21 protein-coding genes, 1 tRNA gene and 1 pseudogene are annotated in these 26421 nt (G+C 59.2%); 12 read left to right on the forward strand and 11 right to left on the reverse strand.

Annotation, left to right across the window (positions count from 1 at the left end; translation table 11 throughout):
• The first annotated feature begins 420 nt into the window (after positions 1 to 420).
• The 6 genes and pseudogenes from DLM45_RS16400 (at position 421) to truA (ending at position 5991) form a co-directional block, all read left to right on the forward strand.
• Positions 421 to 2075, forward strand: a pseudogene (locus DLM45_RS16400) (polysaccharide biosynthesis protein).
• 62 nt (positions 2076 to 2137) lie between these two features.
• Positions 2138 to 3097 (forward strand): NAD-dependent epimerase/dehydratase family protein, encoded by a 960-nt coding sequence (locus DLM45_RS10505; protein WP_181337065.1) that lies wholly within the window; start codon positions 2138 to 2140, stop codon positions 3095 to 3097.
• Between the two features lie 46 nt (positions 3098 to 3143).
• A complete protein-coding gene (gene def / locus DLM45_RS10510; protein WP_181338284.1) occupies positions 3144 to 3659 on the forward strand; it encodes a peptide deformylase in 516 nt (171 codons plus the stop codon).
• Between the two features lie 77 nt (positions 3660 to 3736).
• A complete protein-coding gene (fmt, locus tag DLM45_RS10515) occupies positions 3737 to 4669 on the forward strand; it encodes a methionyl-tRNA formyltransferase (RefSeq protein ID WP_181337066.1) in 933 nt (310 codons plus the stop codon).
• 92 nt (positions 4670 to 4761) lie between these two features.
• Positions 4762 to 5184, forward strand: coding sequence for a hypothetical protein (locus DLM45_RS10520; RefSeq protein ID WP_181338390.1), 423 nt, complete (start codon positions 4762 to 4764; stop codon positions 5182 to 5184).
• Between the two features lie 69 nt (positions 5185 to 5253).
• On the forward strand, positions 5254 to 5991 hold the full coding sequence (truA, locus tag DLM45_RS10525; RefSeq protein ID WP_181337067.1) for a tRNA pseudouridine(38-40) synthase TruA: 738 nt from the start codon (positions 5254 to 5256) through the stop codon (positions 5989 to 5991).
• A gap of 28 nt (positions 5992 to 6019) precedes the next feature.
• Here the strand turns inward: truA and folE are convergent, their stop codons facing one another.
• A complete protein-coding gene (gene folE, locus DLM45_RS10530; RefSeq protein ID WP_181337068.1) occupies positions 6020 to 6610 on the reverse strand; it encodes a GTP cyclohydrolase I FolE in 591 nt (196 codons plus the stop codon).
• A 111-nt stretch (positions 6611 to 6721) separates the two neighbouring features.
• On the opposite strand from folE, the gene DLM45_RS16680 reads away from it, so the two are divergent.
• Complete coding sequence (locus tag DLM45_RS16680) at positions 6722 to 8104, forward strand: O-antigen ligase family protein (protein WP_181337069.1); 1383 nt, start codon at positions 6722 to 6724, stop codon at positions 8102 to 8104.
• 27 nt (positions 8105 to 8131) lie between these two features.
• Here the strand turns inward: DLM45_RS16680 and DLM45_RS10540 are convergent, their stop codons facing one another.
• The 6 genes from DLM45_RS10540 to DLM45_RS10565 form a co-directional block, all read right to left on the reverse strand.
• Positions 8132 to 11326 carry an efflux RND transporter permease subunit gene (locus DLM45_RS10540; RefSeq protein ID WP_181337070.1) on the reverse strand — a complete coding sequence of 1065 codons (3195 nt, stop codon included), beginning with the start codon at positions 11324 to 11326 and terminating at the stop codon, positions 8132 to 8134.
• A 27-nt stretch (positions 11327 to 11353) separates the two neighbouring features.
• Positions 11354 to 12502: an efflux RND transporter periplasmic adaptor subunit gene (locus DLM45_RS10545; protein ID WP_246317303.1), complete on the reverse strand. Its 1149-nt coding sequence runs from the start codon at positions 12500 to 12502 to the stop codon at positions 11354 to 11356.
• A gap of 187 nt (positions 12503 to 12689) precedes the next feature.
• The gene (gene mgtE, locus DLM45_RS10550; protein ID WP_181337072.1) at positions 12690 to 14060 is read right to left on the reverse strand and encodes a magnesium transporter; all 1371 of its coding nucleotides are present in this window, start codon (positions 14058 to 14060) and stop codon (positions 12690 to 12692) included.
• Between the two features lie 272 nt (positions 14061 to 14332).
• A complete protein-coding gene (locus DLM45_RS10555; protein ID WP_181337073.1) occupies positions 14333 to 14797 on the reverse strand; it encodes a nuclear transport factor 2 family protein in 465 nt (154 codons plus the stop codon).
• 48 nt (positions 14798 to 14845) lie between these two features.
• Positions 14846 to 15820: an EamA family transporter gene (locus tag DLM45_RS10560; RefSeq protein ID WP_181337074.1), complete on the reverse strand. Its 975-nt coding sequence runs from the start codon at positions 15818 to 15820 to the stop codon at positions 14846 to 14848.
• A 40-nt stretch (positions 15821 to 15860) separates the two neighbouring features.
• Positions 15861 to 16343, reverse strand: coding sequence for a DUF983 domain-containing protein (locus DLM45_RS10565; RefSeq protein ID WP_181337075.1), 483 nt, complete (start codon positions 16341 to 16343; stop codon positions 15861 to 15863).
• A 54-nt stretch (positions 16344 to 16397) separates the two neighbouring features.
• On the opposite strand from DLM45_RS10565, the gene DLM45_RS10570 reads away from it, so the two are divergent.
• On the forward strand, positions 16398 to 17768 hold the full coding sequence (locus DLM45_RS10570) for an aminotransferase-like domain-containing protein (protein WP_181337076.1): 1371 nt from the start codon (positions 16398 to 16400) through the stop codon (positions 17766 to 17768).
• A 31-nt stretch (positions 17769 to 17799) separates the two neighbouring features.
• Here the strand turns inward: DLM45_RS10570 and DLM45_RS10575 are convergent, their stop codons facing one another.
• The 4 genes from DLM45_RS10575 to DLM45_RS10590 all read right to left on the reverse strand — a co-directional run bounded on the left by DLM45_RS10575 (position 17800) and on the right by DLM45_RS10590 (position 22647).
• A complete protein-coding gene (locus DLM45_RS10575; RefSeq protein ID WP_181337077.1) occupies positions 17800 to 18483 on the reverse strand; it encodes a Fe2+-dependent dioxygenase in 684 nt (227 codons plus the stop codon).
• Between the two features lie 133 nt (positions 18484 to 18616).
• Positions 18617 to 21004, reverse strand: coding sequence for a TonB-dependent receptor (locus tag DLM45_RS10580; protein WP_181337078.1), 2388 nt, complete (start codon positions 21002 to 21004; stop codon positions 18617 to 18619).
• Positions 21005 to 21559: 555 nt separating this feature from the next.
• Positions 21560 to 21769 carry a cold-shock protein gene (locus tag DLM45_RS10585; RefSeq protein ID WP_181337079.1) on the reverse strand — a complete coding sequence of 70 codons (210 nt, stop codon included), beginning with the start codon at positions 21767 to 21769 and terminating at the stop codon, positions 21560 to 21562.
• Between the two features lie 803 nt (positions 21770 to 22572).
• Positions 22573 to 22647, reverse strand: a tRNA-Thr gene (locus tag DLM45_RS10590).
• Between the two features lie 197 nt (positions 22648 to 22844).
• On the opposite strand from DLM45_RS10590, the gene DLM45_RS10595 reads away from it, so the two are divergent.
• The 4 genes from DLM45_RS10595 (at position 22845) to hisD (ending at position 26420) form a co-directional block, all read left to right on the forward strand.
• Positions 22845 to 23024, forward strand: coding sequence for a hypothetical protein (locus DLM45_RS10595; RefSeq protein ID WP_181337080.1), 180 nt, complete (start codon positions 22845 to 22847; stop codon positions 23022 to 23024).
• Positions 23025 to 23202: 178 nt separating this feature from the next.
• Complete coding sequence (gene murA / locus DLM45_RS10600) at positions 23203 to 24498, forward strand: UDP-N-acetylglucosamine 1-carboxyvinyltransferase (protein WP_181337081.1); 1296 nt, start codon at positions 23203 to 23205, stop codon at positions 24496 to 24498.
• Between the two features lie 121 nt (positions 24499 to 24619).
• A complete protein-coding gene (locus tag DLM45_RS10605; RefSeq protein WP_181337082.1) occupies positions 24620 to 25084 on the forward strand; it encodes a DUF2948 family protein in 465 nt (154 codons plus the stop codon).
• Positions 25085 to 25121: 37 nt separating this feature from the next.
• Positions 25122 to 26420 carry a histidinol dehydrogenase gene (hisD, locus tag DLM45_RS10610; RefSeq protein ID WP_181337083.1) on the forward strand — a complete coding sequence of 433 codons (1299 nt, stop codon included), beginning with the start codon at positions 25122 to 25124 and terminating at the stop codon, positions 26418 to 26420.
• The last annotated feature ends 1 nt before the right edge of the window (position 26421 follow it).

Consider the following 26421-nt stretch of genomic DNA (forward strand, 5'->3'; position numbering starts at 1 on the left):
GTTGTGTCGTCGAGATGGGGTAGTTTGCGGCTCCGGCCGCTCGGGCACTTGGCCGGCGGGATACTTTATTTTTCAGTTATTCTAGTGGCGGGTATGGTCGCTCGACGAAAGTCGTTCATTGGATTGCGCAAGCGTTTGCTTGAACTTCCACGACGGAAAAAGCGGGCGCTTCTTGTCGTCCTCGATTTCGTCGGGCTTTCGGCAATCCTTTGGCTTGGGATGTCGATCCGCTATGGCACGTCGTACTGGCCAGATGACTGGACGGCGGTTCTGCTTTTTTCCGCGCCTGTCATCGCTATCGTGACGCTGGCGTCTGCTGAACTCTATCGGTTCGTCACGCGGTATCTTGGATCGCATGGGCATGGGCGCATCATCGGCGCCTTCCTGATGTCTGTCCTCATTTGGGCGCTCCTCGTTTTCATGATGGGGCAGAACGGCATCCCGCGCAGCGTCATCCTTCTCTACGGTATCGCGGGGTCGGCGCTGCTTATTCTCTCGCGGCAGTGCATTGCTTGGCTCTTGAGCAATTACGGCATCGTGCTGCCGAAGTTCGATATGTCGAAGGGGCGTGAACCCGTTCTGATTTACGGTGCAGGGCGCCTTGGCGTGGAACTCTCGCGCACGCTCGCCCGATCGTCGGAATACGACGTCGTTGGCTTTTGCGATCCGTCGCCGTCGCTCTGGGGTCAGTACGTCGCCGATATTCGCGTGTATCAGCCAGATCGTCTCGCCCCTGTCGTCGAGCGCTTTGGCGTCACTCAGGTGCTGCTTGCGCTTCCCGAGAACGAGCGCAGGGAACGCCGCGCCGTTCTAAAGGACCTCGAACAACTCCCGGTCGAGGTAAAGATTCTTCCATCGCTTGAAGATATCGCGTCGGGACGTGTGGACGTCTCGCGGTTGCGCCGTCTCGATGTTGCCGATCTTCTTGGACGCGATAGCGTGCCGCCCCTCGACGATCTGCTTTCGCGCAATACCCGGCAGAAGAATGTTCTGGTGACGGGCGCTGGCGGATCGGTCGGATCGGAACTCGTGCGGACGGTTTTCAAGCAGGGTCCGTCTCGTCTCGTGCTGCTCGATATCTCCGAGGCGGCGCTTTACAATATCGAGATTGAACTTCGCGATGCGATTGCGAAGGATGCCGCGTCAGGTAAGCAGATGCCGGACGTCGTAGGTGTGCTGGGCTCTGTTCTCGACGAGGCGCTGCTGCTCGATACACTCCGGCGATACGATATTCACACGATCTATCACGCGGCGGCGTACAAGCATGTGCCACTCGTAGAGCACAACTCAATTGTCGGCATCGAGAACAATTCGTTCGGTACGGATATCGTGGCGGAAGCGGCTATCGAATGCGGTGTCGAGCGCATGGTTCTGATTTCGACGGATAAGGCTGTGCGACCCACGAATGTTATGGGTGCCAGCAAGAGGCTTGCCGAACTGGCGCTGCAGGCGCGCGCGATGACTGATCCCGTTACGACGTTCGCTATCGTGCGTTTCGGGAATGTGCTCGATAGCTCTGGCTCGGTCGTTGGGCGTTTCCGCCGCCAGATCGCCAATGGCGGACCGGTGACGGTGACGCATCCGGAAGTGGTGCGCTACTTCATGTCGATCCCGGAAGCGGCGGAACTTGTCATTCAGGCGGGCGCCATGCGAAAGGCGGCGGTATCTTCGCGCTTGAGATGGGAGAGCTCGTCAAGATCGATGATCTTGCGCGATTGATGATCCGTCTCAGCGGGCTTGAAGTGAAAGACGCAGCAAATCCAGAAGGTGATATAGAAATTTCCTATATCGGTCTGAGGCCCGGCGAGAAACTTTACGAAGAGCTTCTGATCGGTGCGGATACGACGCCGACTGAGCATCCGCGTATTCTTCGGCTCGACGAGCCCGCGTTGACGCCGCAGGAACTGGCACATGAATTCGATCAGCTGCGCGCTGCGATTGCGCTGCGCGATACGGCAGGCATTCAGGGCGTTCTGATGCGCATCGTGGAAGGCTATCAGATGGATGCGTCCAGCGATCTGGCGGAACAGATTTCGCTGGCAACGCACGTGGCGCCCTCGCGGACGCTGCATTGAGTTGAAAGCGTTCGGGCGGTCTAAGCGAAGAGCACTGCTGCCCAATACATCGGACATCCGTCGTGAGCGACAGTCCTCGCATTCTTGTAACCGGCGCTTCGGGGTTCATCGGGCGTCATCTTGTTCGCAAGCTTGCGCAAGAGGGATACCGCGTGCGCGCGGCGTCGCGTCAGCCAGTTGTTTTCGATGATCCACGGATCGAGGGCATTGCGCTCGGTGATATGGCGCGATCGTTCGCGGCGGAATATGTCGTCCGTGGAGTTGACGTGGTGGTGCATGCGGCGGGCATGGCGCACGCTCGTCCCGGTATTCCCGATGCCGCGTATACGGCAATCAACGTCGATGCGACGCGCCAGCTGGCGCGCGCTGCGCGGGCTGCTCGCGTCAAGCGTTTCATGCTGATGTCGTCGATCCGTGCGCTGGTCGGCGCGCGCCATTCCAGCGTCGTGACAGAAGACACGCCGCCAGAGCCGACCGACGCTTACGGCCGTTCGAAGCTCGCTGCGGAGGGCGTGACCGCGGACGTGCTCTCGGGTTCGGCAACGCGTTGGACGGTGCTTCGGCCGGTGCTCGTTTATGGGCCGGAGGTCAAAGGGAACATGGCGGCGCTCATGCGGCTTGCGGCCCGCCCGGTGCCGCTACCGTTTGGGGCGATCAAAGGCCGAAGGTCGTTGCTGAGTATCGGCAACTTATTGGCTGCGGTTGAGCATGCGCTCAGTTCGCCTGCAACAGAGGATGCTGCTTTCGTCGTCGCGGACGAAGGCGCTGTGACATTGGCGGAAATCGTTGCGGCGGTGCGTGCCGGACGCGGCCGGCGGGCGATGCTGGTTCCTGTGCCGGAGGCGGCGCTGGCTGGTGCTTTGCGTATGGCGGGGCGGCCGGGTGTCGCAGACCGCCTGACCGGTGAGTTGGTGGTCGATGCGGCGCGGCTGCGCGCGACGGGTTGGGTTTCTCGTGAGGGAACGATCTCAGCGCTGGCTGCGGCCGCTCGTGAGGAAATGACGCGCGCTTTCAAACCTTGAGGTATCGCCATTGACCGGGGCGGTGGGCTCTCATATGTCAGCAGCCATGGCCGTACTTCCGATCGTTACGATACCTGATCCGATCTTGCGCAAGATCTCCGACCCCGTCGAACGGGTGGACGATGCTGTCGTCAAGCTAATGGATGATATGCTGGAAACCATGTACGCGGCGCCCGGAGTTGGGCTGGCTGCTGTGCAGGTCGGCATCTTGAAGCGCATCATCGTGCTCGATACGGCAAAGGATGACGCGCCGCCCAATCCGATTGCTATGGCAAACCCGGAACTCGTTGCGCTCGGTTCGACGACGCGTGTGCACGAAGAGGGCTGTCTCTCCATTCCGGACGTCCACGTCGATATCGAACGGCCCGCTACAGCGACCGTGCGCTTCATCGATCGGCACGGCAAGCAACAGGAGATGGCTGTCGACGGGCTGTTGGCGACTGCCGTCCAGCACGAGATCGATCATCTCGACGGGCATCTGATTATCGATTTCCTGTCGCGATTGAAGCGCGACATGGTCATCCGGAAGTTCAAGAAGCAGACCCGCGATTTGCGCGACTGAACTGAGAGCCGCGGCCGAATGCGCGGTGTTTCCATCTGAAGCTGCTCGCAGCTCGATTGGCAGCCACGAAGGTACGCATGGCGCTCAATATCATCTTCATGGGTACGCCGGATTTTTCCGTGCCAGTTCTCGATGCCGTTCTTGAAGCCGGACATCGGGTCGTTGCTGTTTACAGCCAACCGCCGAGACCATCCGGGCGCGGCTTGGCAGAGACGAAATCGCCAGTCCATCGGCGCGCGGAAGCGCTGGGCTTACTTGTCAGGACGCCGAAGACATTCAAGGCCGAAGCGGATCGGGCTGAGTTCGCGGCGCTGAAAGCAGACGCGGCTGTGGTGGTTGCTTACGGGCTGTTGCTGCCGCCGGACATTCTTTCGGCAACGCGTCTTGGATGTTTCAATGTTCATGCGTCCAAGCTGCCGCGCTGGCGTGGTGCCGCGCCGATCCAGCGTGCGATCATGGCGGGTGATGTTGTGACTGCGGCGACTGTTATGCGAATGGATGCGGGTCTCGATACCGGACCGATCTGCCTCGAACGCGATGTTGCGATTTCGCCGGAGATGACGGCGGGGGAATTGCACGACGCGCTGTCTGTCGTTGGCGCGACGGCGATGGTCGAGGCGCTTGCCTTGCTTGAAGCGGATAAGCTTGGAAGTGTTCCGCAGTTGAGCGAAGGCGTCACCTATGCGGAGAAGATCGACAAGAGCGAAACGCGCATTGCGTTCGACAAGCCCGCGCGCGCCGTGATCGATCACATCCGTGGACTTGCGCCGCGTCCGGGCGCTTGGTTCGAACTGGTGCAGGGAGAGAAGCGCGAGCGGATCAAAGTTCTCTCGGCTGAAGCTGTCGCGGGGAACGGCACCGCAGGGGAATTGCTGGACGCTGAGCTGACGATTGCGTGCGGAAGCGGTGCGATCCGCATCCGCGAACTGCAGCGAGCAGGAAAGCAGCCGATGAGTGCCGCAGATTTCTTGCGCGGTTCGCGTCTCACGCCGGGTATACGTTTCGCTTAGCTCGGCCGTTAAGCATATGCAGCGAAGAATTCTGCCCACGCGGTAAACGGATCGCTAAACTGGCGACGTCCGTAGTTCCGTTCGAGGTCGTCATGCTTCGTCATATCAGCGTTTCGCATCTGGCTGCTTGCGCGTTCCTAGCTCTCGCTACCTGCGGTGCGGCGGCTGACGGGTATACGACGCGAATTGAGACGCGTCCGATTTACGGCGCCGTTGTTACGGTTGAAGAAGGCGTGCGCGTTTTCCGTCCGCTGCCTCCGGATCGACAAGTCATCATCAATCCCAATCGCACGCCTCTTTCGCTCGGTTTCAACGAGACGCACGTTTATGGTTCGTCGCCTTCTCGGGTGCGCGTCTACACGCGCCGGGGTGCGACTTACTCCGAAGATGGCACGATTTACTCTGCTCCGCTTTATGGACGCGGCTTCCGTCATGGACATGGTGGACCGGGCCATCCCGGAGGGCCGCATCATTCCGGACCGCGCCAAGGTGGTGGCGGCGTGCAGATGCGCTGAACGAGAGATTGAGCACTGGCGCGAGAGCGGTTAGGAGATCCATATCTTCCCATTGCGCTGTCGACCTGAATGCCCCGCTTTCGCATCACTATCGAATACGACGGAACGCCTTTCGTCGGCTGGCAACGCCAAGCCGAAGGCGCATCGATTCAAGGTGTGCTTGAAGCTGCCGTGCGTGGCTTTTCCGGTGAGACGGTGAGCATCCGTGGCGCGGGCCGTACGGACGCCGGAGTTCACGCGCTGGGGCAAGTGGCGCATTTCGATCTGTCGAAGCCCTGGGACGCGGGGCGCGTGCGGGACGCGATGAATTTTCATCTGCGGCCTAACCCGATTGCGGTGCTGACTGCCGAAGTGACCGATGACGCATTCGACGCGCGCTTCAGTGCCCGCAAGCGATACTACGAATATCGCATCCTGACGCGGCGCGCTCCGCCGATTCTGGAGCGGCATCGCGTATGGTGGACGATGCGCGATCTCGACTCCGACATGATGGCGGAAGCGGCGAAAGTGTTTTTGGGGACGCACGATTTCACGACGTTTCGCGCCGCTCAATGCCAGGCGCAATCGCCGGTCAAAACGATCGACAGTTTCGAAGTTCTGCGAAAGGACGACGTTATTCTCTGTCGCGTCTCGGCCCGATCATTTCTGCACAATCAGGTGCGGTCGATGGTGGGCAGCTTGAAACTCGTGGGAGACGGAAAGTGGACAGCGGGCGATTTGGCGTCAGCGCTATCTCTACAGCGTAGAGAGGCCTGCGGGCCGGTTGCGCCGGCGGCAGGCCTCTATCTCGTCAAAGTCGATTACTGAAGTGATTTTGTAGCCGAATGACCTGAGATCAAGATTTCTGGTCTTCTGTCACAATCGCCAAAAATTCTTGGCGCGTGAGAGGATTGTCTCGGAACGCGCCTAACATGCGGCTTGTGACCATGTCTGTCCCGGGCTTGTGAACGCCGCGTGTCGTCATGCAGAAATGCTCGGCCTTGATCACAACGGCGACGCCTTCAGGATCCAGGACCTCCTGGATAATGTTTGCGATCTGCGCCGTCATTTTTTCCTGGATTTGCAAACGTTTTGCAAAAGCATCGACAACGCGCGCTAATTTTGAAATACCAACGACGCGGCCACGCGGGATGTATGCAACCCATGCGCGTCCGATAATCGGCGCCATGTGGTGCTCGCAATAACTTTCGAAACGAATTCCCCGAAGGACGATCATTTCATCGTAACCTTCGATTTCCTCAAAGGTTTTTTGGAGAATTGCTTCCGGGTCTTCCCCGTAGCCGCGAAAGAATTCTTGGAACGCCCGCGCTACACGATTGGGAGTTTCCTTCAGTCCTGGCCGCGTCGGATCGTCTCCGGCCCAACGAATTACCGTCGCAAACGCATTTTCTACATCTACTTGGTTAGGTTTTTTATCAGATTTCATGTGATTAGTTCATCTGCTCTCAGGGGGGACGATGGCGGGTTACCAGATATTGCGGACGGAATTTCAATGCCGCCCTGATCTATCTCAACTCGTCTTGGAAGGCGAATTCAAGTGCTTGCGCCAATTGCTGTTGGCGGTGGCTCAGTGACTGTGCCTGCTGATAGTGCTGCAAAATACCAATCCGGGTTCGATGGTGAATTCTGGTGTAGGGTGGTTGGAACGCTCGTCGCGGTTGCGATTGCGGCGGGATTTGTAAGTCCCAGAACCATTCCTTACTCGCTGCCGATTGTTACCATTTCTCTGCTCGTTTTCGGACGGGTTTACGGAGGCAGATGGTCGCTGAGACCACAACTCGGCGCAGTCGAATGGACGATGGTCGGACTGCTTGCCTATGCCACATTATCGGCGGCGTGGGCGTTTCGACCAAGCGGCACCATAGTTCCGCTCATTACGGCCTTTGGTTTCCTTTACGCGTATCTGGTCATCGCTCAGACGGTGTTCACCTCGGATCGTGAGCTTTCGCGGCGTATCGCGGAGGGGCTGTGGATCGGGCTGCTCGTGGGGCTCGTCTATCTCGGGTTCGAGATCCTCACCAATCAGGCGGTGAAGCTCAATCTTTATCGTGCGCTCGATATTCCCAAGTCTTGGCTGCGGCCTGCGCGAGACTTCATGTGGGAGAACGGCGTTCTGGTGTCGATCGCACCAACGGATTTAACGCGCAATATCGCGCCGGTGACATTGCTCATCTGGCCAGCGCTGTTGGTGATCGACAAACTCGTACGCCCGGACGCGGCGCGCATTCTGCGCTGGGTTCTCATTCTCACGGCCGTCGTCGTGGTCATGAAATCCGAACACGAAACGTCCAAGGTTGGTCTCGTGGTCGGCGCGGGCATCTACGCCTTCTCGCGCTATAACCAGTGGCTTTGCAATGTCACGCTTCAGCTGTTGTGGGTTGCCGCGTGTCTAGCGGTCGTTCCAGTGACGCTGGCGCTCTACAACTACGATCTACAGCAAGCACACTGGCTGCAAGATACGCTGCGGCACCGCATCGTGATCTGGCATCACACGTCCGAAGAGACGATGAAGTCGCCCGTTATCGGCATCGGCGCGGGCATGATGTATCAGATCGATCCTGCTGGCGAAAAAGCGGTGACGGCGCGGACGCTGTCCGCAGATCAAGAATTCGATCCCGTCGCGCCGCATGCACACAATATCTATCTGCAGAGTTGGTTTGAACTCGGCGCAGTCGGTGCTGCGCTTCTGACGTTGTTCGGACTTGCCGTTCTGGAACGAATACGCTCGTGGCCGATGCGGGTCACTCCCTATGCGCACGCAACGTTCGCCAGTGTGATGTGCATGACAGCCGCAAGCTACGGCATGTGGCAGCCTTGGTTTATTTCGATGTTCGCAACCGGCGCGGCAATGTTTGCCGTCGTCCTGCGACTTTACGTGGAGCAACCGCCAGAAGCTGACGTTCAACCCCCCGCCACATAGGCGATGGGGGTACACGTTGGTTCCGGTTTAGTGTGCTGCGGCTGCTGGCGGATCGCCGGGTGTGATTGTTGTTTCGTCAGCTCTGTGCTGCGGCGCCAATTTGCGGACCAGAACGTAGAATACCGGCGTGAATATCAAGCCGAAGAGCGTCACGCCAAGCATGCCGGAGAACACGGCCGTGCCGAGCGATTGGCGCATTTCGGCACCCGCACCCGATGCCAGCACGAGTGGCACCACGCCCAGAATAAATGCCAGCGACGTCATCAAGATGGGCCGCAAGCGTGTGCGGGCCGCTTCGACGGCTGCCTCGGCGCGGGTCAGGCCCTGATCTTCACCCTGCTTGGCGAACTCCACAATCAGAATTGCGTTCTTCGCCGCGAGGCCGACAAGCACGATGAGTCCGATCTCGACGAGAATGTTGCGGTCGAGCCCGGCTATGTTCACGCCGATCATTGCCGCGAGGATGCACATCGGCACGATCAGAATGACGGCCAGCGGAAGCAGCCAGCTTTCATACAGCGCAGCTAGCAGCAGGAAGACGAACACAACCGAAAGCGCGAAGGCGAAGATCGCCGTGTTTCCGGCGAGCTTTTCCTGCAATGCAATTTCGGTCCATTCGAAGCCGAAGCCTGAGGGCAGAACATTCTCGGCGATTTTTTCCATCGCGGCGATGGCTTCACCGGTGGAATAGCCGCGCTGGAGCTGCACTTGAACTTCGGCTGCCGGATAGAGATTGTAACGCGGCACGCGGTACGCGCCCGTTGTGTCCTTGAAGGTGGCGACGGAGCCAATCGGCACCATTTCGCCGGTCGCGTTGCGCGTCTTCAGGTTCTCCACGTCATGCAGCGAGAGTCGGTACGGGTTGTCCGCTTGCGCAGTGACGCGATAGGTGCGGCCCAGGATGTTGAAGTCGTTGACGAACGCGGAGCCCATGTAAACGGACAGCGTTTCGAAGACACGGCTGATCTGGACGCCGAGCTGTTCGGCCTTTGTGCGATCGATGTCGGCATACACTTCGGGCGTGCGCACGTTGAAGAGCGTGAAGGCCTGAGCGACACCAGGATTCTGCGCCGTGGTTCCGGCCATGGCCCAAGCGGCGCCTTCGAGCGCGGGGAGACCGCGTCCGCCCTTGTCTTGAACGTAGCCCTTGAGGCCGCCGCCCGTGCCGATGCCAGGAACCGACGGCGGCTCGATGACGAGCACGAATGCATCCTTCACGACCGCCATTTCCTGGCGCAAGTCAGCTAGGATCTTGTCTTTCGTCAGCCCGGAGTGAACGCGCTCTTCGAACGGTGCGAGGTTGACGAAAATGACGCCCGTGTTCGGCGCGTTGGTGAACGTTGCGCCGTCGAAACCGACGAATGCGACCGAGTTGCGAACGCCGGGGCGCGATAAAAGGATTTCACCAACTCTGCGCACGACCGCGTCGGTTCGCGTCAACGTCGATCCCGGTGGCAACTGCATCGCGACGATCAGATAGGCGCGATCAAGCGAGGGAATGAGGCCAGTCGGAGTCGATGTCAGGCGGGAGTACGTCATGAAGACGAGGCCGCAATAGACGAGGATCAACAGCAACCCGACGCGGATCAGCTTCCCTGTTAGCCACGCGTATCCATGCGACAGCGCCGAGAACCCCCGATTGAAGCCGCGGAAGAATAAGCGAACCGGTGCGCCGAGGAAGCCAATGACCGAGCGGCGACGTTCGCTTTCCTTCTGATGAGGTTTGAGCAGCAGGGCCGACATGGCTGGCGAAAGCGTCAACGACACGATGAGTGAGATGGCGGTCGATGCAGCGATGGTGATCGCGAACTGGCGGAAGAACGTGCCTTGCAGGCCCGTGATGAAGGCCGTTGGCAGGAACACGCCGATCAGCACGAGCGAGATTGCGATCAGCGCGCCACCGACTTCGTCCATTGTCTTATGGGCGGCGGCTTTGGGGCTGAGGCCTTGTTCGATGTAGCGTTCGACGTTTTCGACGACGACGATGGCGTCGTCCACGACGATGCCTATGGCGAGGACCAAGCCGAACAACGAAAGCGTGTTGAACGTGATGCCGACGGCACTCATCACAAAGAACGTGCCGATCAACGAAACCGGAATAGCCAAGATCGGAATGATCGCGGCGCGCCACGTCTGCAGGAATAGAATGACGACCAGAACGACGAGGAGGATCGCTTCGGCCAGCGTTTGAACTACGGCGTCGATCGAGTACTGGATGAACTCGGTCGGATTATAGATGACGGTGTAGTCGAGGCCGGGCGGGAAATCCTTCTTCAGCGTTTCCATCTGCGCCTTGACGGCGGACGCTGTGGCGAGCGCGTTCGAGCCCGGCTTCTGGAAAAGAACCAATGCGGTCGCGTTCTTGTTATCGAGGTACGCGTTGACCGTATAATCTTGAGCGCCAAGCTCGACGCGGGCGATGTCGCGCACGCGGACGACCTGTCCGTCCGGCTCGGCGCGTACAACGATATCCTCGAACTGGTCGGGTGACGTGAGGCGGCCGAGCGTTTTGACGTTCAGCGTGAATGCGCCGTCGGACGTCGCGGGTGGCTGATTGATAGAGCCTGCGGCGACCTGAAGGTTTGCGGCCTGAAGCGCTGCCACCACTTCGCCTGCTGTCAGTCCGCGAGCTGCGACCTTGTCCGGATCGAGCCAGATACGCATGGAATAGTCGCGTGCGCCGAAGACGTTGACGTCGCCCACGCCGTCGATGCGGGTCAGTACGTCCTTCACGTAGAGCGTGGCGTAGTTCGATATGTACTGCTGATCGCGCGACCCGTCCGGTGACGTCATATGCACGACCATCATCAGGTCGGGCGATGCCTTGCGGACCGAAATGCCGAGGCGGCGGACGTCTTCCGGCAAGCGCGGTTCAGCGACCGAGACGCGGTTCTGAACGAGAACCTGCGCCTGATCGACGTCGGTTCCCGGTTTGAAGACGATGCTGATCGTAACCTGACCATCGCCCGTCGACTGCGAGCTGATGTAGAGCATGTTATCGACGCCGTTGACTTCCTGCTCGATCGGCGTGGCGACGGTTTCTGCGATCACCTGTGCGGATGCGCCGGGGTAAGTCGCGTGAATGCTGACGGTCGGCGGCGCGATTTCGGGGTATTCGGCGATCGGCAGGAAGCTGACCGAGATCAACCCGAGAATGGTGATGATGAGCGAGACGACCGATGCGAAGATCGGGCGATCGATGAAGAAATGGGTGAGGCGCATCGGACTTTCGACGGTTGTTCGCTGAAATTATTTCTGGGCAGTTTTTTCCGGCGGAGTGATCTTGCCGACTGTTGGCGCAACCTTGGTGCCCGGCCGGATTGCCGGGTTGGCCACGCCTTCAATGACGACCTGATCGTCTTTCTTGAGGCCGGATTTTATGACACGCAGGCCTTCGTAAAGTTGGCCGGGCGTAACGGGCGTTGCTTTGATGATGTTGTCGTTGCCGACGGTGTAGACGATCTTGAGCGCCTGATCTGAAACGATCGAGGTGTCGGGGATCATCAGTGCATCGACGTCACCTGCGTAGAGCGCGAGGCGGGCGAAGATTCCCGGCGTCAACAATCCGTCAGCGTTCTTGACGATGGCACGCCCGCGGAGCGTTCCGGACCGCTCGTTAAAAGCGTTGTCGACAAAGTCCATCGTGCCTTCGTGAGACCAATCGGTCTCGTCGGCGAGTTTGATGCGCACTGGATTGGCGGTGTCTCGTGATGACGCCCGCGCGCCGGACTGGCTGAGGCGCGTGTAGCGCATGTAGTCGGCCTCGGAGGCGTCGAACACGAAATGGATCGGATCGATCGAGACGATCGTGGCCATTAGAGTGGCGTTGCTTTGTCCGCCGATGACGAGGTTGCCTACGTCAATCTTCTTGTCCGAGATGCGGCCGGAGATCGGCGCGCGCACTTCGGCCCATTCGAGATTGAGTTCGGCCGATTTGAGCTGGGCTTCGGCGGCCATGACCGATGCTTCGGCAACACCCAGGCTCGATTTGCGCTGTTCGTAGACCTGCTCGCTCAACGCTCTCGATTCAACGAGCGGTGCGGCGCGTTCCAGATCGGCTTTCGCGAAAACGACTTGCGCCTGTGCGCGCGATACCTCGGCCTTTGCTGCTTCGACGGCGATTTCGAACGGCCGCTTGTCGAGCGTGAAGAGCAGGTCTCCGAGCTTTACGTCCGAGCCTTCCTTGAAGTTGACCTGATCGATGTAACCGCTGACGCGGGGACGGAGCTCAACGCGCTGAACCGCCTCGAAGCGGCCGGAGTATTCGTCCCATGTCTTGATGTGTTTTTGCAGCGGCGTAGCCACCGTCACCGGAAATGCGGGCGGCGCTTCTTGCGCGTTGACAGCGCCGATGTTGGTCAGTGCGAGGGTGGAAGCGACGAATGCGAAAGATCGCATGCGAAGTGAAAATCGCGATTGCTCGTGTCGTATCATCGGAACCACATGTCAGGAGTATAAGCGTGGAGCGGCAAGTTGAGACGCCTCAATGTAGGTCTCAGCTTGCCGCTTCGTAGCATACCTAAATACCAGCGGCAGACACTTTCTCTTCAAAACCGCGGGTTTTCTGTGTGGTTCCCGATTAGAATTAGAGCAGCGTGCCTCTCAAAATAAGCAGAGCGACGCTGAAGTAGATCATCAGCCCAGTGACGTCCACGAGCGTTGCAACGAACGGCGCGGACGCGCTTGCGGGGTCGAACCCGCATCTCTTCAAAATGAACGGAAGCATCGACCCTGCGAAGGAGCCGAAGGTGACGATGCCGACAAGACCCACGCCGACGGTCAGCGCCACGAGTTTCCAATGCTCGCCGTAGTCGAAGATTCCGAACTCCTGCCAAGCGGCGATGCGCACCATGCCGATGACTCCCAAGATGACTCCGAGTGTCAAACCCGTTGGGATTTCGCGCGCGGCGACGCGCCACCAGTCGCGCAATCGGAGTTGCCCGAGTGCCAATGCACGAATGAGCAGCGATGTTGCCTGAGAACCGGAGTTGCCGCCGGAGCTCATAATCAGTGGAATGAACAGTGTTAACACGACGGCTTTCGCAAGCTCATCGGAGTAGTGCTGCATGGCGCTGGCGGTCAGCATTTCGCCGAGGAAGAGCGCGCAGAGCCAGCCTGCACGCTTTTTGATCATCTCGACGTAGCCGATTTCGAGGTAGGGCTCTGCCATGCCTTCGACGCCGCCGAACTTCTGCACGTCTTCCGTACTTTCGGCGAGGATCGCGTCGATCACGTCGTCGAAGGTTACGATGCCCAATATGCGATGGCGCGCATTGAGCACGGGAACGGCCAAAAGGTCGTGGATCGAAATGAGCCGCGCAACTTCTTCTCGATGGGTATCGGGTTCGACCCAGATGGGATCTCGGTCGGGCGCGACATCCATGATCAGTTGATCTGGCTCGCTGGAGACAAGCTGGCGCAATCCGACGACGCGGATCAGTTCGCGCGAAATGGGATCGAGAATGTAGATCGCATAGACCGTTTCGCGCGTGTGTTCGACTTCGCGAATGTGCTTCAGCGTTTCGGCTACGGTGTATGTCGATGGGACGCTGACGAACTCGGTCGTCATGATACTGCCGGCCGTACCCTCGGGATACGCGAGCAGCAGCTTCAGGGATTGCGCGGTTTCAAAATCGATGCGGGAGAGCAAAAGCGTGCGGTCTGTGCCGTCAAGCAAGCGGAGCGTATCGGCGGCGCGGTCGGCCGACATGCCCTTCAGGACTTCGCCGGCCATTTCTTCCGGCAGTTCAAGGATCAGATCGCCGGCACGAGTCAGCTCAGGCCGGTCGAAGATGTCGACGGTCCGGTCTCGGGGAAGTTGTGAAAGGATAGCGGCGGCGGTTTCGAGATCGCACTCATTGAGTTGAGTGATGATATCTGCGTCGTGCTCTTCGAGCAGTTCGACCAGCAGAATCGGATCTACATCTTCGCCGGAAGTGTAGTGGATTTCTTTCATTGCTCACCTCTCGATCCGCCGTCAGAACGGATCGTGGCGAGCCTATCGATGATCAGGCCACGAGCGTCGACGGCTGGCAAGTTCGACTACTACTGTCGCTTGACAAGGTTTGAGTTCCTTATAATCGCGGCGCCCGAAATCTCGGCCGCCACGCTGCTCCAATGAGCCTATCGCTTTAAATAGTCAAGGCGCGACAAGTGATGCAGGAACCAGCGCAGTGGAGCGTTGCTCCAGCGTTGTTCATGCGCGTCACAAGTGGGTGCTAGGGCGGGTTAGAGCCCCAGTTCGGAGAGGCCGGGATGGTCGTCCGGGCGGCGGCCAAGCGGCCAACGGAATTTGCGATCGGCTTCCTTGATCGGCAGATCGTTGATGCAGGCGAACCGGCGCTGCATCAGGCCGGAGGCATCGAATTCCCAGTTCTCATTGCCGTAGGAGCGGAACCAGTTGCCGCTGTCATCGTGCCATTCGTAGGCATAACGCACCGCTATTCGGTTATCTCCGAAGGCCCAGATTTCTTTGATCAACCGGTAGTCCAGCTCTTTCGCCCATTTGCGCGTGAGAAAGGCGACGATTTCGGCGCGTCCGTTGGCGAACTCAGAGCGGTTGCGCCAGCGGCTATCCGGTGTGTAGGCGAGCGAGACCTTCTCGGGGTTGCGGCTGTTCCAGCCGTCTTCCGCGAGACGTACTTTCTGGGTTGCCGTTTCTAAAGTGAATGGGGGAGCGATGACGTTGGACATTGGATGCCTCCTTGGTTTTATGGGCGGATTTTTCCGCGGTTCTTATACTTATTCACTACGTGGCGGGGTCGTGTTCGCAGTGCCTGGGACAGCTAAGCTCGGCACGCCCTCGATCGGCATGCGTGTGCGGTCTCGACGGTAGGCGAGAGCTCGCGGAAGCAGCAAATTGAGCGCCAGCCCTGACATGACCAAAAGGGCGGCTTCGATCTTCCAATATTGCAGCGGTTCGCCGAGCCATAGGGCGGATGCAGCGATGCCGAACACCGGCACCAGCAGCGGCATCGGAGCGATTTGCGCTACGGAATAGCGGGCGAGCAGCCAGCCCCAGACGGCGTAACCGAACAGCGTGTTGGCGATCGATTGATAGGCCACCGCGAACCACGTTTTTGCGTCGGCGGATACGAGTGCTTGATGAATGGCGGGCCAGCCCTCGAAGGCGAGGGAGAGGGCGAACAGCGGCGGCACAGAAAAGAGACTGCCCCAGACAACATACGCGAGCATGTCTACGTTCGGTGTGGCGCGCGCGACGGTGTTACCGCCAGCCCACCCGGCGGCTGCTATCACGACGAGAACGAGGCCAAGTGTCGTCGTGGTTGCGTCGGTATGAACGAAAATTATCGCCATGCCGGTGACGGCGAGGCTCAGGGCGATGAGCTGAAACGGGCGTACGCGTTCGCCGGTCAGCAATGCTGCAAAACCAACGGTGAAGAAGACCTGCACTTGAACGACCAGCGATGCGAGTGCCGGGGTGATGTGCCCGTTCATTGCGATGAACAGGATGCCGAACTGCACACCGCCGATCAGCAGTCCGTAGCCCGCCAGATTGCGCCACGGCACGGCCGGCCGCTTCAGAAAGAAGATGGCCGGAATAACCGCGAAGACGAAGCGCAGCGCGGCGAAGAGAAGGGGCGGAAGATGCTCGAGCCCGATGTGGATGACGACAAAGTTCGTTCCCCATATCGCCATGACAGCGACGGCAAGTAGGATATGGCGAAGTGGAACAGTGTCGCTCGCGGCGTTCATCCGGGCTCGGACCTTCCTCCGACTCAGGCGGTCTCCGCGATTAGATGATCGCTGAGAGGGGTGCTGAACGGGTGGTTGATGGGGCGGCGCGCACGTCGCTCGGCTTCGCCAGTCCCCTGCGGGTTGAGAAGCCGTGCATGCCGTTCTTCCATTGCATGCCGACGATGGTGCCTTTGATCGGCTGAAGCATCGCCAAGCTCAGGATCAGCGTCAACGGGAACCAGATGACGGAATGCACCCAGAACGGCGGATGGTATGCCATCTCCAGCCACAGCATGCCACCGATCACGATATGACCCACGATCGACATGTTGATGTACGCCGGGAGATCGTCTGCGCGGTGGTGATACAATTCTTCGCCGCACACTTCGCAGTTGTCGACGACCTTCAGGAACTTACGGAAGAGACGACCCTCTCCGCAGTTCGGGCATTTGCACATCGCGCCGCGCTTCATGGCGGTCTTCAGGGTTGGCTCAGAGTCCATCATGACTTGTCCTCGGCGTTTCCATTGCATTGTCTGCATGGAAGATCTAAAGAGAATTGTATGGCATTGCAACGCGCCTAGTGACACGCTTGTATGGATTGGATACCTACAATTTCTGGACGGACCGGCCCGCTTTATCTGCGGATTGTCGGGGCGCTGTCTGATGACATTGCGACGGGGGTTCTGCACCAAGGGCAGAAGCTGCCGACGCATCGCAAGCTCGCTGAGGCGCTGGGTGTCGATCTGACGACCGTTACTCGGGCGTATAATCAGGCGCGCCACCTCGGACTGACGGACGCGAGGGTCGGTCGCGGCACCGTTGTACGAGGCAGCAGCGTTCCTGCTCGACAATCGGTATCGCCCAGCATCGATCTTTCGATGAATATTCCACCGCAGCCGCTCGGCGTGGATTTCGGTGGTCGGCTGGCGAAGGTGATCGGCGAGTTCCGCACCGAAGCGACGGTCGATTCTTATCTCAGCTATCATCCTGCGGGTGGAGCTGCAGCGGAGCGGCATCAAGCGGCCGAATGGCTGCGCAACTTCGTGCCAGATTGCAAAGGTGAGCAGCTCATTATTGCGCCGGGAACGCAGGCGGCGCTCTTCGCTCTGCTGCTGATCTTGACGCCGCGAGGCTCAGCCGTTTTCACCGAAGATCTCACGTATCCCGGTTTCAAAGCGGCTGCCGCTGCGCTTGGACTACGTTTGATTGGCGTCGAGATGGATGAGCACGGCATGAAGCCGGAGGCGCTGGACGCCGCTTGCCGCGAACATCGTGCGCGCGTCGTCTATCTCATGCCGACGGTGCACAATCCGACGACGGCGACGATGCCGTTACAGCGTCGTCAACGCATTGCGAAGATTATCCGCAAGCACGATCTGACGCTGATCGAGGATGATCCTTACGGATTTCTGGTGCCTGGCGTGGTGCCGCTGACGTCGTTGATCCCTGAGTGCTCTTATCTCGCTGCGAGCCTTTCGAAGTGCATTTCGCCGGGGCTGCGGACGTCACTGGTCGTAACGCCAGATCGCGCGAGTGCTGCTGCTCTTGCAGAAACACTGCGCGCGACAATCCAGATGTCGATGCCGCTGGTGACGGCGATTTCGGTGCGCTGGTTGCGAGACGGCACGGCCGACGCGATCATCGGCGCCGTTTCTGCCGAAGTGACGGCGCGCCAGGCGCTCGCGCGTGAAGCTCTCGCGGGCTACGATTTCCAGGGCCATCCCAACGGTCCCCACATCTGGCTCTCGTTGCCGGATGGACGATCGAGCAACCGTTTCGCGGGGCAATTGCAGAAGCATGGGCTCGCCGTTGTGACGGGCGACGTTTTTGCGACGTCAGGAACGCCGCCGAGCGCGATCCGATTGGCGCTTGGTGCCGCGCGTAATCGGACACAGCTTCAGAAGGCCTTCGACATTTTGCGAGAAGCGCTCGCGACGAAGTCTGATGGCGCGCAGATCGTTTAGCTCATCGATGCGCGGGATTTCTCGACGCGCTTTAGGTTTCCGCCCAGGTGCGAATGAGATTGTGATAGATGCCGCTTAGGCGAACGCACGTCGGATCTTCGACGCCTTTTTCCGCTGCGAGTTCCTGGATCGACTGATCGAGGTCAAACAGCAGCGAGCGATGCGAATCCTCGCGGATCATACTTTGCAGCCAGAAGAACGACGCGACGCGTGCGCCCCTCGTGACGCCGGTGACTTTATGCAAGCTCGTCGACGGATAGAGCACCAGATCTCCCGCAGGCAGCTTCACCTCGTGCGTGCCGTAGTAATCTTCGACGACGAGCTCTCCGCCATCGTACTCATCTGGTTCAGCGAGGAAGAGGGTGCATGAAAGATCGGTGCGGATGCGGACCGGCGTTCCGGGAATGCCACGAATGGCGCTGTCGACGTGGATGCCGAAATCCTGGCCAATGCCGTAGCGATTAAACAGCGGCGGAAAAATGCGTTGGGGCAGCGCCGCAGAAATGAATAGCGAGTTCTTCGAGAGGGCTTCCAGGATTTTATCGCCGAGTGCCCGCGCAGCATCGGAATTCTGAGGCAGCTGCTGGTTGTTTTTCACGGTGGCCGATTGGGTGCCAGCTGTCGTGCGGCCGTCCTCCCAATTCTGCGCATCCATGACTTTGCGGAACGAAGCGACTTCGTCTTTGCTGAGCACCTCTGGAATACAGATAAGCATAATCAACCTTTATACGAATGGCGAAACCCGCGTCGGCGGTGAAGACGTCCGCGGGTCAGGAGGCATATGGCATCCCGCCAAACTTACTCAATATTGCAGCCGCTGCCAGCGGCAACGGCTGCAATTGGGAATTCTAGTACTTCCACTTGACCGTCAGGTAACCAGAGCGGCCGGGAGCGACATACGCGAACGAGTTCTCTGCCTGATACAGCGCGTCGTAATAGAGTTCGTCCGTGAGATTCACGCCGTTGATTTCAAGCGAGAGATTGTCGGTGATCTTGAGGTCGGCGAAAGCGTCGAAGCGCCAATACGGATTCGTATGGTAGCCGAACTGGTTCGCTGCGAAGAAGCCGCTGACGATATCGCCGTTGTAAATTGCCTGGCCGCCAACGCGAAGCTTGTCTGTGAGCTGATAGCTCGACAGCAGCGCGAACTGCGTAAGTGGAATGTTCGCCAATCGCCGTCCCACTTCGGATGGATCGTTCGAGCGCAAGACTTCGGTGTCCATCAGAACGATGCCGCCGTAAACGCTCCAGCGATCGGTGATGTTGCCAGCTACGCTCAGTTCGATGCCCTGCACGCGATATTTACCGGCGTTGCCGTCGACAGCGACGCCGTCGACCATTGTGCTGGCGTTGGTGCGGGCTTTGTCCTTTGTCGTCTGGAACAATGCGGCCGTCGCGAGCAAGCGACGATCGAACAATTCCCACTTGGTGCCGACTTCGATGCCTGTCGTTTCTTCAGGCTTCAACGGCAGCGTCGCAGCGCTGAGGCCGTTATAGGTGACGCCAGTTGAATCGAGATCGCCACCGATCGGGCTCTCAGCCGTCGCATACGCAGCGTAGATGCTGGCAATCGGGATCGGCTTATAGACAATGCCCGTGTGCCAGTTGACCAGCGTATCCTGACGGTATGCGGTATTTGCCGGCTGCGTCGGGCCGCCGACCTGATCGCGTGAGAAATCATCGACGCGGATGCCGCCATTGACGATCCACTGATCGCCGATCTTTACCGTGTCTTCGATATAGGCGCCAAAATCCTCGATCGTTGCGTCGTATGTTTTTGAGCGCGGACCGACGGTGAACCCGGTGCGGAATGGATTGGGGTTATAGATGTTCTGCGTCGTCGTCGTCAGCGCATAAGATGCGCGTGCGATGGTGTCCTGAGAGTATTCGAGACCCGCGACGACCGTGTGCTGGAGGAAGCCCGTGTTGAACTTCCATTCGACATCCGTGTGGTTCGATACAGACGTCGTCGACTGATACCGATTGGGATTCGTGATGTTGATCATGTCCGAAGCAGTCGGCTGACCGGCTCCCGGGCGCGGCGCAGAGGCCACATAAGCGGACGTGTTTGTGCCGAAGCGCGTGATGTTGGTCAGCTTGATATTATCGGCAAGCTTCGCGACGATGGTTGAGGTTCCGACATCGGATTCATTGCGCGTGAAGTCGCGCGAAAGGTTGCCATACCAGGTGCTGCGATCGAGCCCGAGTTCGGTGAACGGGACCTTGGCGGTCCTGCTGACCGGCACGCCCCAATCGGGCAGGCCGTCGGTCCGCAACCGATAATAATCGAGCGTAACCTGGACGTCTTTCGTCGGTTTGGCTGTAACGGAGAATAGTCCGCCCCAACGCTCGTCTTCGACGAAATCGCGTCCGGCGACTTCGTTGGTATTGTAAAGCACGTTGGCGCGGAAGCCGAAGTCCGGCGTTACAACCTGATTGATGTCGAACGTCTGGCGAACCGTTTTGTCGGTGCCAACGGTCGTTTCGGATTCATAGAACGAGCCGCTCAGGTTCGGCTTCTTCGTGATGATGTTGATGGCGCCGCCCGGTGTTCCACGGCCGCCGACGGATCCGCTCGGGCCTTTGTAGATTTCGACCTGCTCGATCGCGAAGGCTTCGCGTGCGGTATTGCCGGGGTCGCGCACGCCGTCGACGAAGATGTCGTTGCGGGCGTTGAAGCCACGGATCGCAATTGCGTCGCCAAACGCGTTGCCGCCTTCAGCAAAGCCAATCGTCACGCCGGGTGTCTGGCGCGCGAGTTCGCGAATGGTGGTGACTTGTTTATCTTGCAGCACCTCTTTCGGAACCGCTGTAATGGTGCGCGGCGTATCAACGAGAGGCTGCGTGAATTTGGTCGATCCGGAGCGTTCAACCATATAGGGCGCATCTGGATTGGCGTAGGGATTTGCGCTTGCGTCCGTCGTGAGGTTGTTCGTCGGTTCGGGCGCTGGTTGATACACGGGCTGCGGGTTGGCTACCGCTGGCGACGTCTTCGCGACCTTTTTTTTCTTTTTCGTTTTTGCCGTCGCGGATTGCGAAATCACGCTGACTTCGGGGAGGTTTGCTGCGGGATCCTGCTGTTCTTGCGCTTCTTGCGCAAATGCCGAGGCAGAGAACGTTGCGGCGACGCAAGCGGCGGCTATGGCACTGGTGGTGAGACGCAGTTCGGACCTAACAACGTGCGGCCGCGCAATTTGGCTACGCAACGAATTAGGACGCTTACTGAACGATTTCATTAGTTTGGCCCCCCGGCACTAAAATTTCTGAGCGATGTTCGCGAAGTGGCTTTTACTGTACCGGCACAGTCCACAATGGCGACGCAAAATGGTCCTTAGGCTGTGTTTCCAGCGCCTTGCGTGGCCATGCTGCAACAAAAAGTTGCCGCATTGGGATAAGTCAGCGTGTATTCTAAAACTATATTTATTCTAATTTCTGTTTGCGGGCTTTTCGCACGAGCTTGAGATGCGTGAGAGATTGATCTGAGTGCGGATTAATTCGCGCAGTCTGGTTGCTACTGCCGAGATGACAAATGCGTGCGCGATTGCACGCGATGATGTGAGATCGCAGGGAGTAGATCTTCTAACGCGTGAGGGTGGAGGAGAGAGCAGCGTTCTCGACGTTCGGCGAACGGAGTACCGACTAGCGGGGCGCTATGCGAGAGCGTAGCGCTACATAGCTAAGGTATTCGGCGGAGAAGAATCCGGACTCGTCATTTAAGACGAGCCCGGATGGTATTAATGTCAGCGCGAAGAGTCCTATCAAAAAAACAGGACGCGCTAGACGAATCCAGCTTAGGCCGGACGAATGGTGCTAACGGCGGTCTTGCCGGAGCGGCGATCCACTTCCGTTTCGAACTCAACCTTCTGGTTCTCTTTGAGACCAGAGAGGCCAGCGCGCTGCAGTGCCGATACGTGCACGAAGACATCATTGCCTCCGTCATCGGGGGCGATGAAGCCGTAACCTTTATCCGCGTTGTAAAATTTAACCGTGCCTATCGACATAAATCTATCCTGTCAGTCGTAAGATCGCCTCAACTCTGAGGTGCGCCTCTCTAACACCTGTTGCATGGCGAAGATAGGGCTGAATCGCTGGTTGGTTTGCGACCATCGACTCGTAAATATCATCGCCGAAACAATAACTGCCCATAAAATGTGCAATTGTTGTCAGGGGCTTACCCGCAGCGAGAGAAATCGTTCCCTGGTCGCTATCTCATTTTATCCTGACGGGACAAGCCGTTGGGGCGCCGAATCCATCGGTTTTCGGGCGCTTTCCGCGCCAATCTCCGTCACGGCCGCATAACAGGCTATTTATTGGAGGCGGGCCTGAAATTCGATTTGTCTGAGAGTTGCGCGATGGCGATAAGCCCGGATTGTTTATTACCCGAGCGAAATTCCCGCCTCATTATGTTGTGCCGCCGCACACCCATCCTGTTTTTGAATCCGTCACGGTTTTGACCGGCTCTATGGGAAGCGGCATGGGCGAGACGGTCGAAAGGGAAAAAGGCAAAATTCTTGGGGCCGATCGTTGCTGTTATTGCCAGCAGACCACCCGCATTACGTGTGAACGATGATGAGGAGTCGATCATTTAAGTCGTGGCCGTTGGGCCGTTCGATCTCATCTACGTCAATCCGAGAGACGATCCGCGGAAGAAATAACGAGATTGAGCGGGGCGAAGACGACTCGTTCCGCTCAATCCTCGGCGTTGGTTCGGCATGACATCGCTCAGGTCTGCGCACGTCAGGCAGCGTTCGCGATGCGCCCGCCAATTGGAGCGCCGCAATTCAGATCGTGTTTGAAAAAAAACTGGTGCTGCCGGAGGGGATTGAACTCTCGACCTCTCCCTTACCAAGGGAGTGCTCTACCACTGAGCTACGGCAGCCCGGGGCAGCGCGAATGCGCGCCCGAGTAAATGGCAACAAGAAATGACGAAACGCGCCGAAATTCTCGACGCGTAGGCTCAAGCTTCCCGAAGCGGGCGGACACTGCCACAAGGCTTGACGCCGGGCAAGGTGCAAAGCCAAGTTTGCCGTCGCGACGGTTTTGCACCGTCGGCATCGCGATAATTGGACAAAATCGATGGCAGATCCGGCAGGGAAGACGAAAGCGCCGCAGCTCTCCGTGAAGGAGCTTCGCGAGCGGCGGCTGGCGGACGTTTTGCGCGCGAATCTGAAGCGGCGGAAGGCTGCTGCGAAGGGGGCGGGCGACGCGGACGAGAGTTCGGAAGCCGCTAATCAGGACGGCCAGACCCAGGAGTAATGCGGGCCAATTCCATAATTCGGAGCGAACTAGCGTCGGAGCAAGTGCCGCGGTGGCGGTGGGTCGTTGGCAAAAGCGCTTGCGACGGCACTGATGCAGTCGCTAAACCCGATCTGGGGCGCACGCGAATCCCGCGGCGGCGACGTTACATTGCTTCGGATTGAGGGCGACGGCACGCATGGATCGAATCAGAATTACCGGTGGCCGTCCTCTGAATGGGACTATTCCGATTTCGGGGGCCAAGAACGCCGCGCTGCCGCTGCTGATCTCGAGCCTTCTGACCGAAGACCGTCTGACCCTGAAGAACGTGCCCAACCTGGCAGACGTCAATCTGCTGGTGCGCATTCTGCGCAATCACGGTGTTGATCTGGCAGTTGACGGGAAGCGTCCTGGGCCTGCGATGCATCTGGGCGAGACGTTTCATTTGACGGCTCGCGAGATCGTCGATCTGACGGCGCCCTATGAATTGGTTTCGCGGATGCGCGCCAGTTTTTGGGTCCTCGGGCCGCTGCTTGCGCGCATGGGGCAAGCGAAGGTGTCGCTGCCCGGCGGGTGCGCCATTGGTACACGTCCCGTCGATCTGCATCTGACAGGGCTCAAGGCGCTGGGTGCCGAAATTGATATCGATGCAGGTTACGTGATCGCAAAGGCACCCAAAGGCGGACTGCGCGGGGCGCGGGTCGTGTTTCCGAAGGTGTCTGTCGGCGCAACGCATAACGTGCTCCTCGCGGCTGCCCTGGCGAAGGGAGAGACCGTGATCGAGAACGCCGCGCGCGAGCCGGAGATCGGCGACGTCGCGATGTGTCTTTCCAAGATGGGTGCGAAAGTCGAGGGCATCGGCACGTCGACGCTGCGCGTGCAGGGGCGCGACCGGCTCGAAGGCACTGTCCATACGGTTCTTCCCGACCGCATCGAAGCCGGAACGTTTGCGATGGCCGTCGCGGCGACGGGAGGTGACGTGACGCTGGAGGGCGCGCGGATCGCGGACGTTCAGTCGGCGTTTGATGTTCTGGCCCAGACGGGGGCTCAGGTGACGGCGACCGATAGCGGTATTCGCGTCGTTCGCAACGGCAACGGGATTGCGCCGGTGTCGATCGAGACGGAGCCATTTCCCGGGTTTCCAACCGATCTGCAGGCACAACTCATGGCGCTGCTGTCGCTTGCCGACGGTACGAGCGTCATCCGCGAGACGATTTTCGAAAACCGTTTCATGCATGTGCAAGAATTGGCTCGTCTCGGAGCGGATATTCAGCTTCACGGCGATACGGCGACGATCCGTGGTGTGAAGACGCTGAAGGGTGCGCCTGTCATGGCGACGGATCTCCGGGCGTCTGTCTCGCTCGTCATCGCGGGATTGGCGGGCGAGGGCGACACGGTCATCAACCGGGTTTACCATCTCGACCGCGGTTTCGAGCAGCTTGAACAGAAGCTCAGCCGGTGCGGAGCGGACATCGAGCGGCTGACTTCGGGCTAATCTCTTTAGGCGGAAATAACTTCAGCGGAACCCGGGCGGTTGCGCCACACGTTCGTCCCCGATAACACTCGGCGGGCCGAATGATCGACCGCAAGTGCATCCGGGGAGATTTCCAGGACCAATGGCCGAACTGAAACTCATCGCCCTCGATGCGGAAGACCTCGGCATTGTTTCGGCGCATTTGCAGGACGCCGTTCTGCGCGTCGGCGAAATGGCATATTTACCGAAGGAACGACGCTTCGCCGCGATTGCGAACCGCTTCGACTGGACGAGCGGTATTCCAGCCGGAAAAGGTGGTTCGGCGGCAGAAGCTCAGCGGCGGCGCGCTGCTCTTCGTTTCGAGCGCGTCATTGGCGCCCGCGTCCAAGGTATCAGTCTTAACGACCCGCGCGCCGTGCTGGCATTGCTTTCGATTACGTTCAATCGGACGGGCGGCGAGGACGCGCCGGAAGGTGATGTCACGTTGACTTTTTCTGGCGGGGCGGCCATTCGGCTTAGTGTTGAATGCATCGAGGCTGAATTGAAAGATCTCGGAGCGGTCTGGGCTACGAAGAGCACGCCAGAGCATCCCGAGGACGCGGGCTGACCCCCTTCAGACTTCGGGACTCTCAAGGACCTTGCAGATGCCGTTGCGGCTGAACAGCACCGACCCAAATTTTGAGAAGCGTTTTACGGCGTTACTTGGCGTGAAGCGCGAAGTTTCCGTGGACGTGGACGATGCCGTGCGGGCGATCGTTACGGATGTGCGGACCCGTGGCGATGCCGCGCTTGCCGAACTCACGTTGAAGTTTGACCGGCTCGACCTTTCGCAAGACGGGTTTGCGGTTCGCGGTGAAGAAATCGACGCGGCGGTTCGCGGTTGCTCGGCTGAGACGCTCGATGCGTTGCGCTTTGCGCATCAGCGCATCTGGGATCATCACCAGCGCCAGCTTCCCGAAAATGAGATGTATCGCGACGACGCTGGTGTTGAACTCGGTCATCGCTGGACGGCGGTGGAATCCGCCGGGCTCTATGTTCCGGGCGGGCTGGCGTCGTACCCGAGCTCCGTTCTGATGAATGCCGTGCCTGCAAAGGTTGCGGGTGTTCCGCGCATCGTCATGGTTGTGCCGTCGCCGGGTGGAGATTTGAACCCGCTGGTTCTCGCGGCGGCGAAGATTGCGGGTGTCAGCGAGATTTATCGCATCGGCGGCGCACAGGCGGTTGCCGCGCTCGCTTACGGCACGGAGTCCATTCAGCCCGTCGTCAAGATTGTTGGTCCGGGCAATGCTTATGTCGCGGCAGCGAAGCGCCAGGTTTTCGGTACGGTCGGAATCGATTCCATTGCCGGACCGTCGGAAGTTTTGGTGATTGCCGATCGCGACAACGATCCGGATTGGATCGCATCCGATTTGCTTGCGCAGGCCGAGCATGATTTCGCGGCGCAGTCGATCCTGATGACGGACGACGCGGATTTCGCGGCGGCTGTCGAGGCTGCGGTCATGCGGCAACTGCAGGAACTTCCGCGCGGCGTTATCGCGGGAGAAAGCTGGAACCGCTTCGGAGCTACGATCATTCTGCGTTCGCTCGATGAGGCGCCGCCGCTTGCGGATCGTATCGCTGCTGAGCATCTCGAGATTGCGACGCATAACGCGGATGAGCTTTCGCAACGTATTCGGAATGCGGGCGCTATTTTCATCGGGCGGATGACGCCGGAGGTTATTGGCGATTACGTTTCGGGTTCGAACCATGTTCTGCCGACTGCGCGTAGCGCCCGGTTCTCGTCGGGTCTCGGTGTGCTCGATTTCATGAAGCGCACGTCACTTCTGAAGCTCGACAGGAAAGCGCTGACCGAGGTGGGGCCGGCTGCGATGGTTCTGGCGCACGCTGAAGGCCTCGACGGCCACCGCCGTTCTGTCGAACTCCGTTTGGCGAAAACGAGCTGAG

Origin of the sequence: Hyphomicrobium methylovorum (assembly GCF_013626205.1) — a bacterium.
Taxonomy (GTDB): Bacteria; Pseudomonadota; Alphaproteobacteria; order Rhizobiales; family Hyphomicrobiaceae; genus Hyphomicrobium_B; species Hyphomicrobium_B methylovorum.

Bases quoted from the DNA above. Each gene is read 5' to 3' on its own strand.
- def (WP_181338284.1), top strand. From the start codon at position 3,144: ATGGCCGTACTTCCGATCGTTACGATACCTGATCCGATCTTGCGCAAG.
- fmt (WP_181337066.1), top strand. From the start codon at position 3,737: ATGGCGCTCAATATCATCTTCATGGGTACGCCGGATTTTTCCGTGCCA.
- DLM45_RS10520 (WP_181338390.1), top strand. From the start codon at position 4,762: ATGCTTCGTCATATCAGCGTTTCGCATCTGGCTGCTTGCGCGTTCCTA.
- truA (WP_181337067.1), top strand. From the start codon at position 5,254: ATGCCCCGCTTTCGCATCACTATCGAATACGACGGAACGCCTTTCGTC.
- folE (WP_181337068.1), bottom strand. From the start codon at position 6,610: ATGAAATCTGATAAAAAACCTAACCAAGTAGATGTAGAAAATGCGTTT.
- DLM45_RS10540 (WP_181337070.1), bottom strand. From the start codon at position 11,326: ATGCGCCTCACCCATTTCTTCATCGATCGCCCGATCTTCGCATCGGTC.
- DLM45_RS10545 (WP_246317303.1), bottom strand. From the start codon at position 12,502: ATGCGATCTTTCGCATTCGTCGCTTCCACCCTCGCACTGACCAACATC.
- mgtE (WP_181337072.1), bottom strand. From the start codon at position 14,060: ATGAAAGAAATCCACTACACTTCCGGCGAAGATGTAGATCCGATTCTG.
- DLM45_RS10555 (WP_181337073.1), bottom strand. From the start codon at position 14,797: ATGTCCAACGTCATCGCTCCCCCATTCACTTTAGAAACGGCAACCCAG.
- DLM45_RS10560 (WP_181337074.1), bottom strand. From the start codon at position 15,820: ATGAACGCCGCGAGCGACACTGTTCCACTTCGCCATATCCTACTTGCC.
- DLM45_RS10565 (WP_181337075.1), bottom strand. From the start codon at position 16,343: ATGCAGACAATGCAATGGAAACGCCGAGGACAAGTCATGATGGACTCT.
- DLM45_RS10570 (WP_181337076.1), top strand. From the start codon at position 16,398: ATGGATTGGATACCTACAATTTCTGGACGGACCGGCCCGCTTTATCTG.
- DLM45_RS10575 (WP_181337077.1), bottom strand. From the start codon at position 18,483: ATGCTTATCTGTATTCCAGAGGTGCTCAGCAAAGACGAAGTCGCTTCG.
- DLM45_RS10580 (WP_181337078.1), bottom strand. From the start codon at position 21,004: ATGAAATCGTTCAGTAAGCGTCCTAATTCGTTGCGTAGCCAAATTGCG.
- DLM45_RS10585 (WP_181337079.1), bottom strand. From the start codon at position 21,769: ATGTCGATAGGCACGGTTAAATTTTACAACGCGGATAAAGGTTACGGC.
- DLM45_RS10595 (WP_181337080.1), top strand. From the start codon at position 22,845: ATGGCAGATCCGGCAGGGAAGACGAAAGCGCCGCAGCTCTCCGTGAAG.
- murA (WP_181337081.1), top strand. From the start codon at position 23,203: ATGGATCGAATCAGAATTACCGGTGGCCGTCCTCTGAATGGGACTATT.
- DLM45_RS10605 (WP_181337082.1), top strand. From the start codon at position 24,620: ATGGCCGAACTGAAACTCATCGCCCTCGATGCGGAAGACCTCGGCATT.
- hisD (WP_181337083.1), top strand. From the start codon at position 25,122: ATGCCGTTGCGGCTGAACAGCACCGACCCAAATTTTGAGAAGCGTTTT.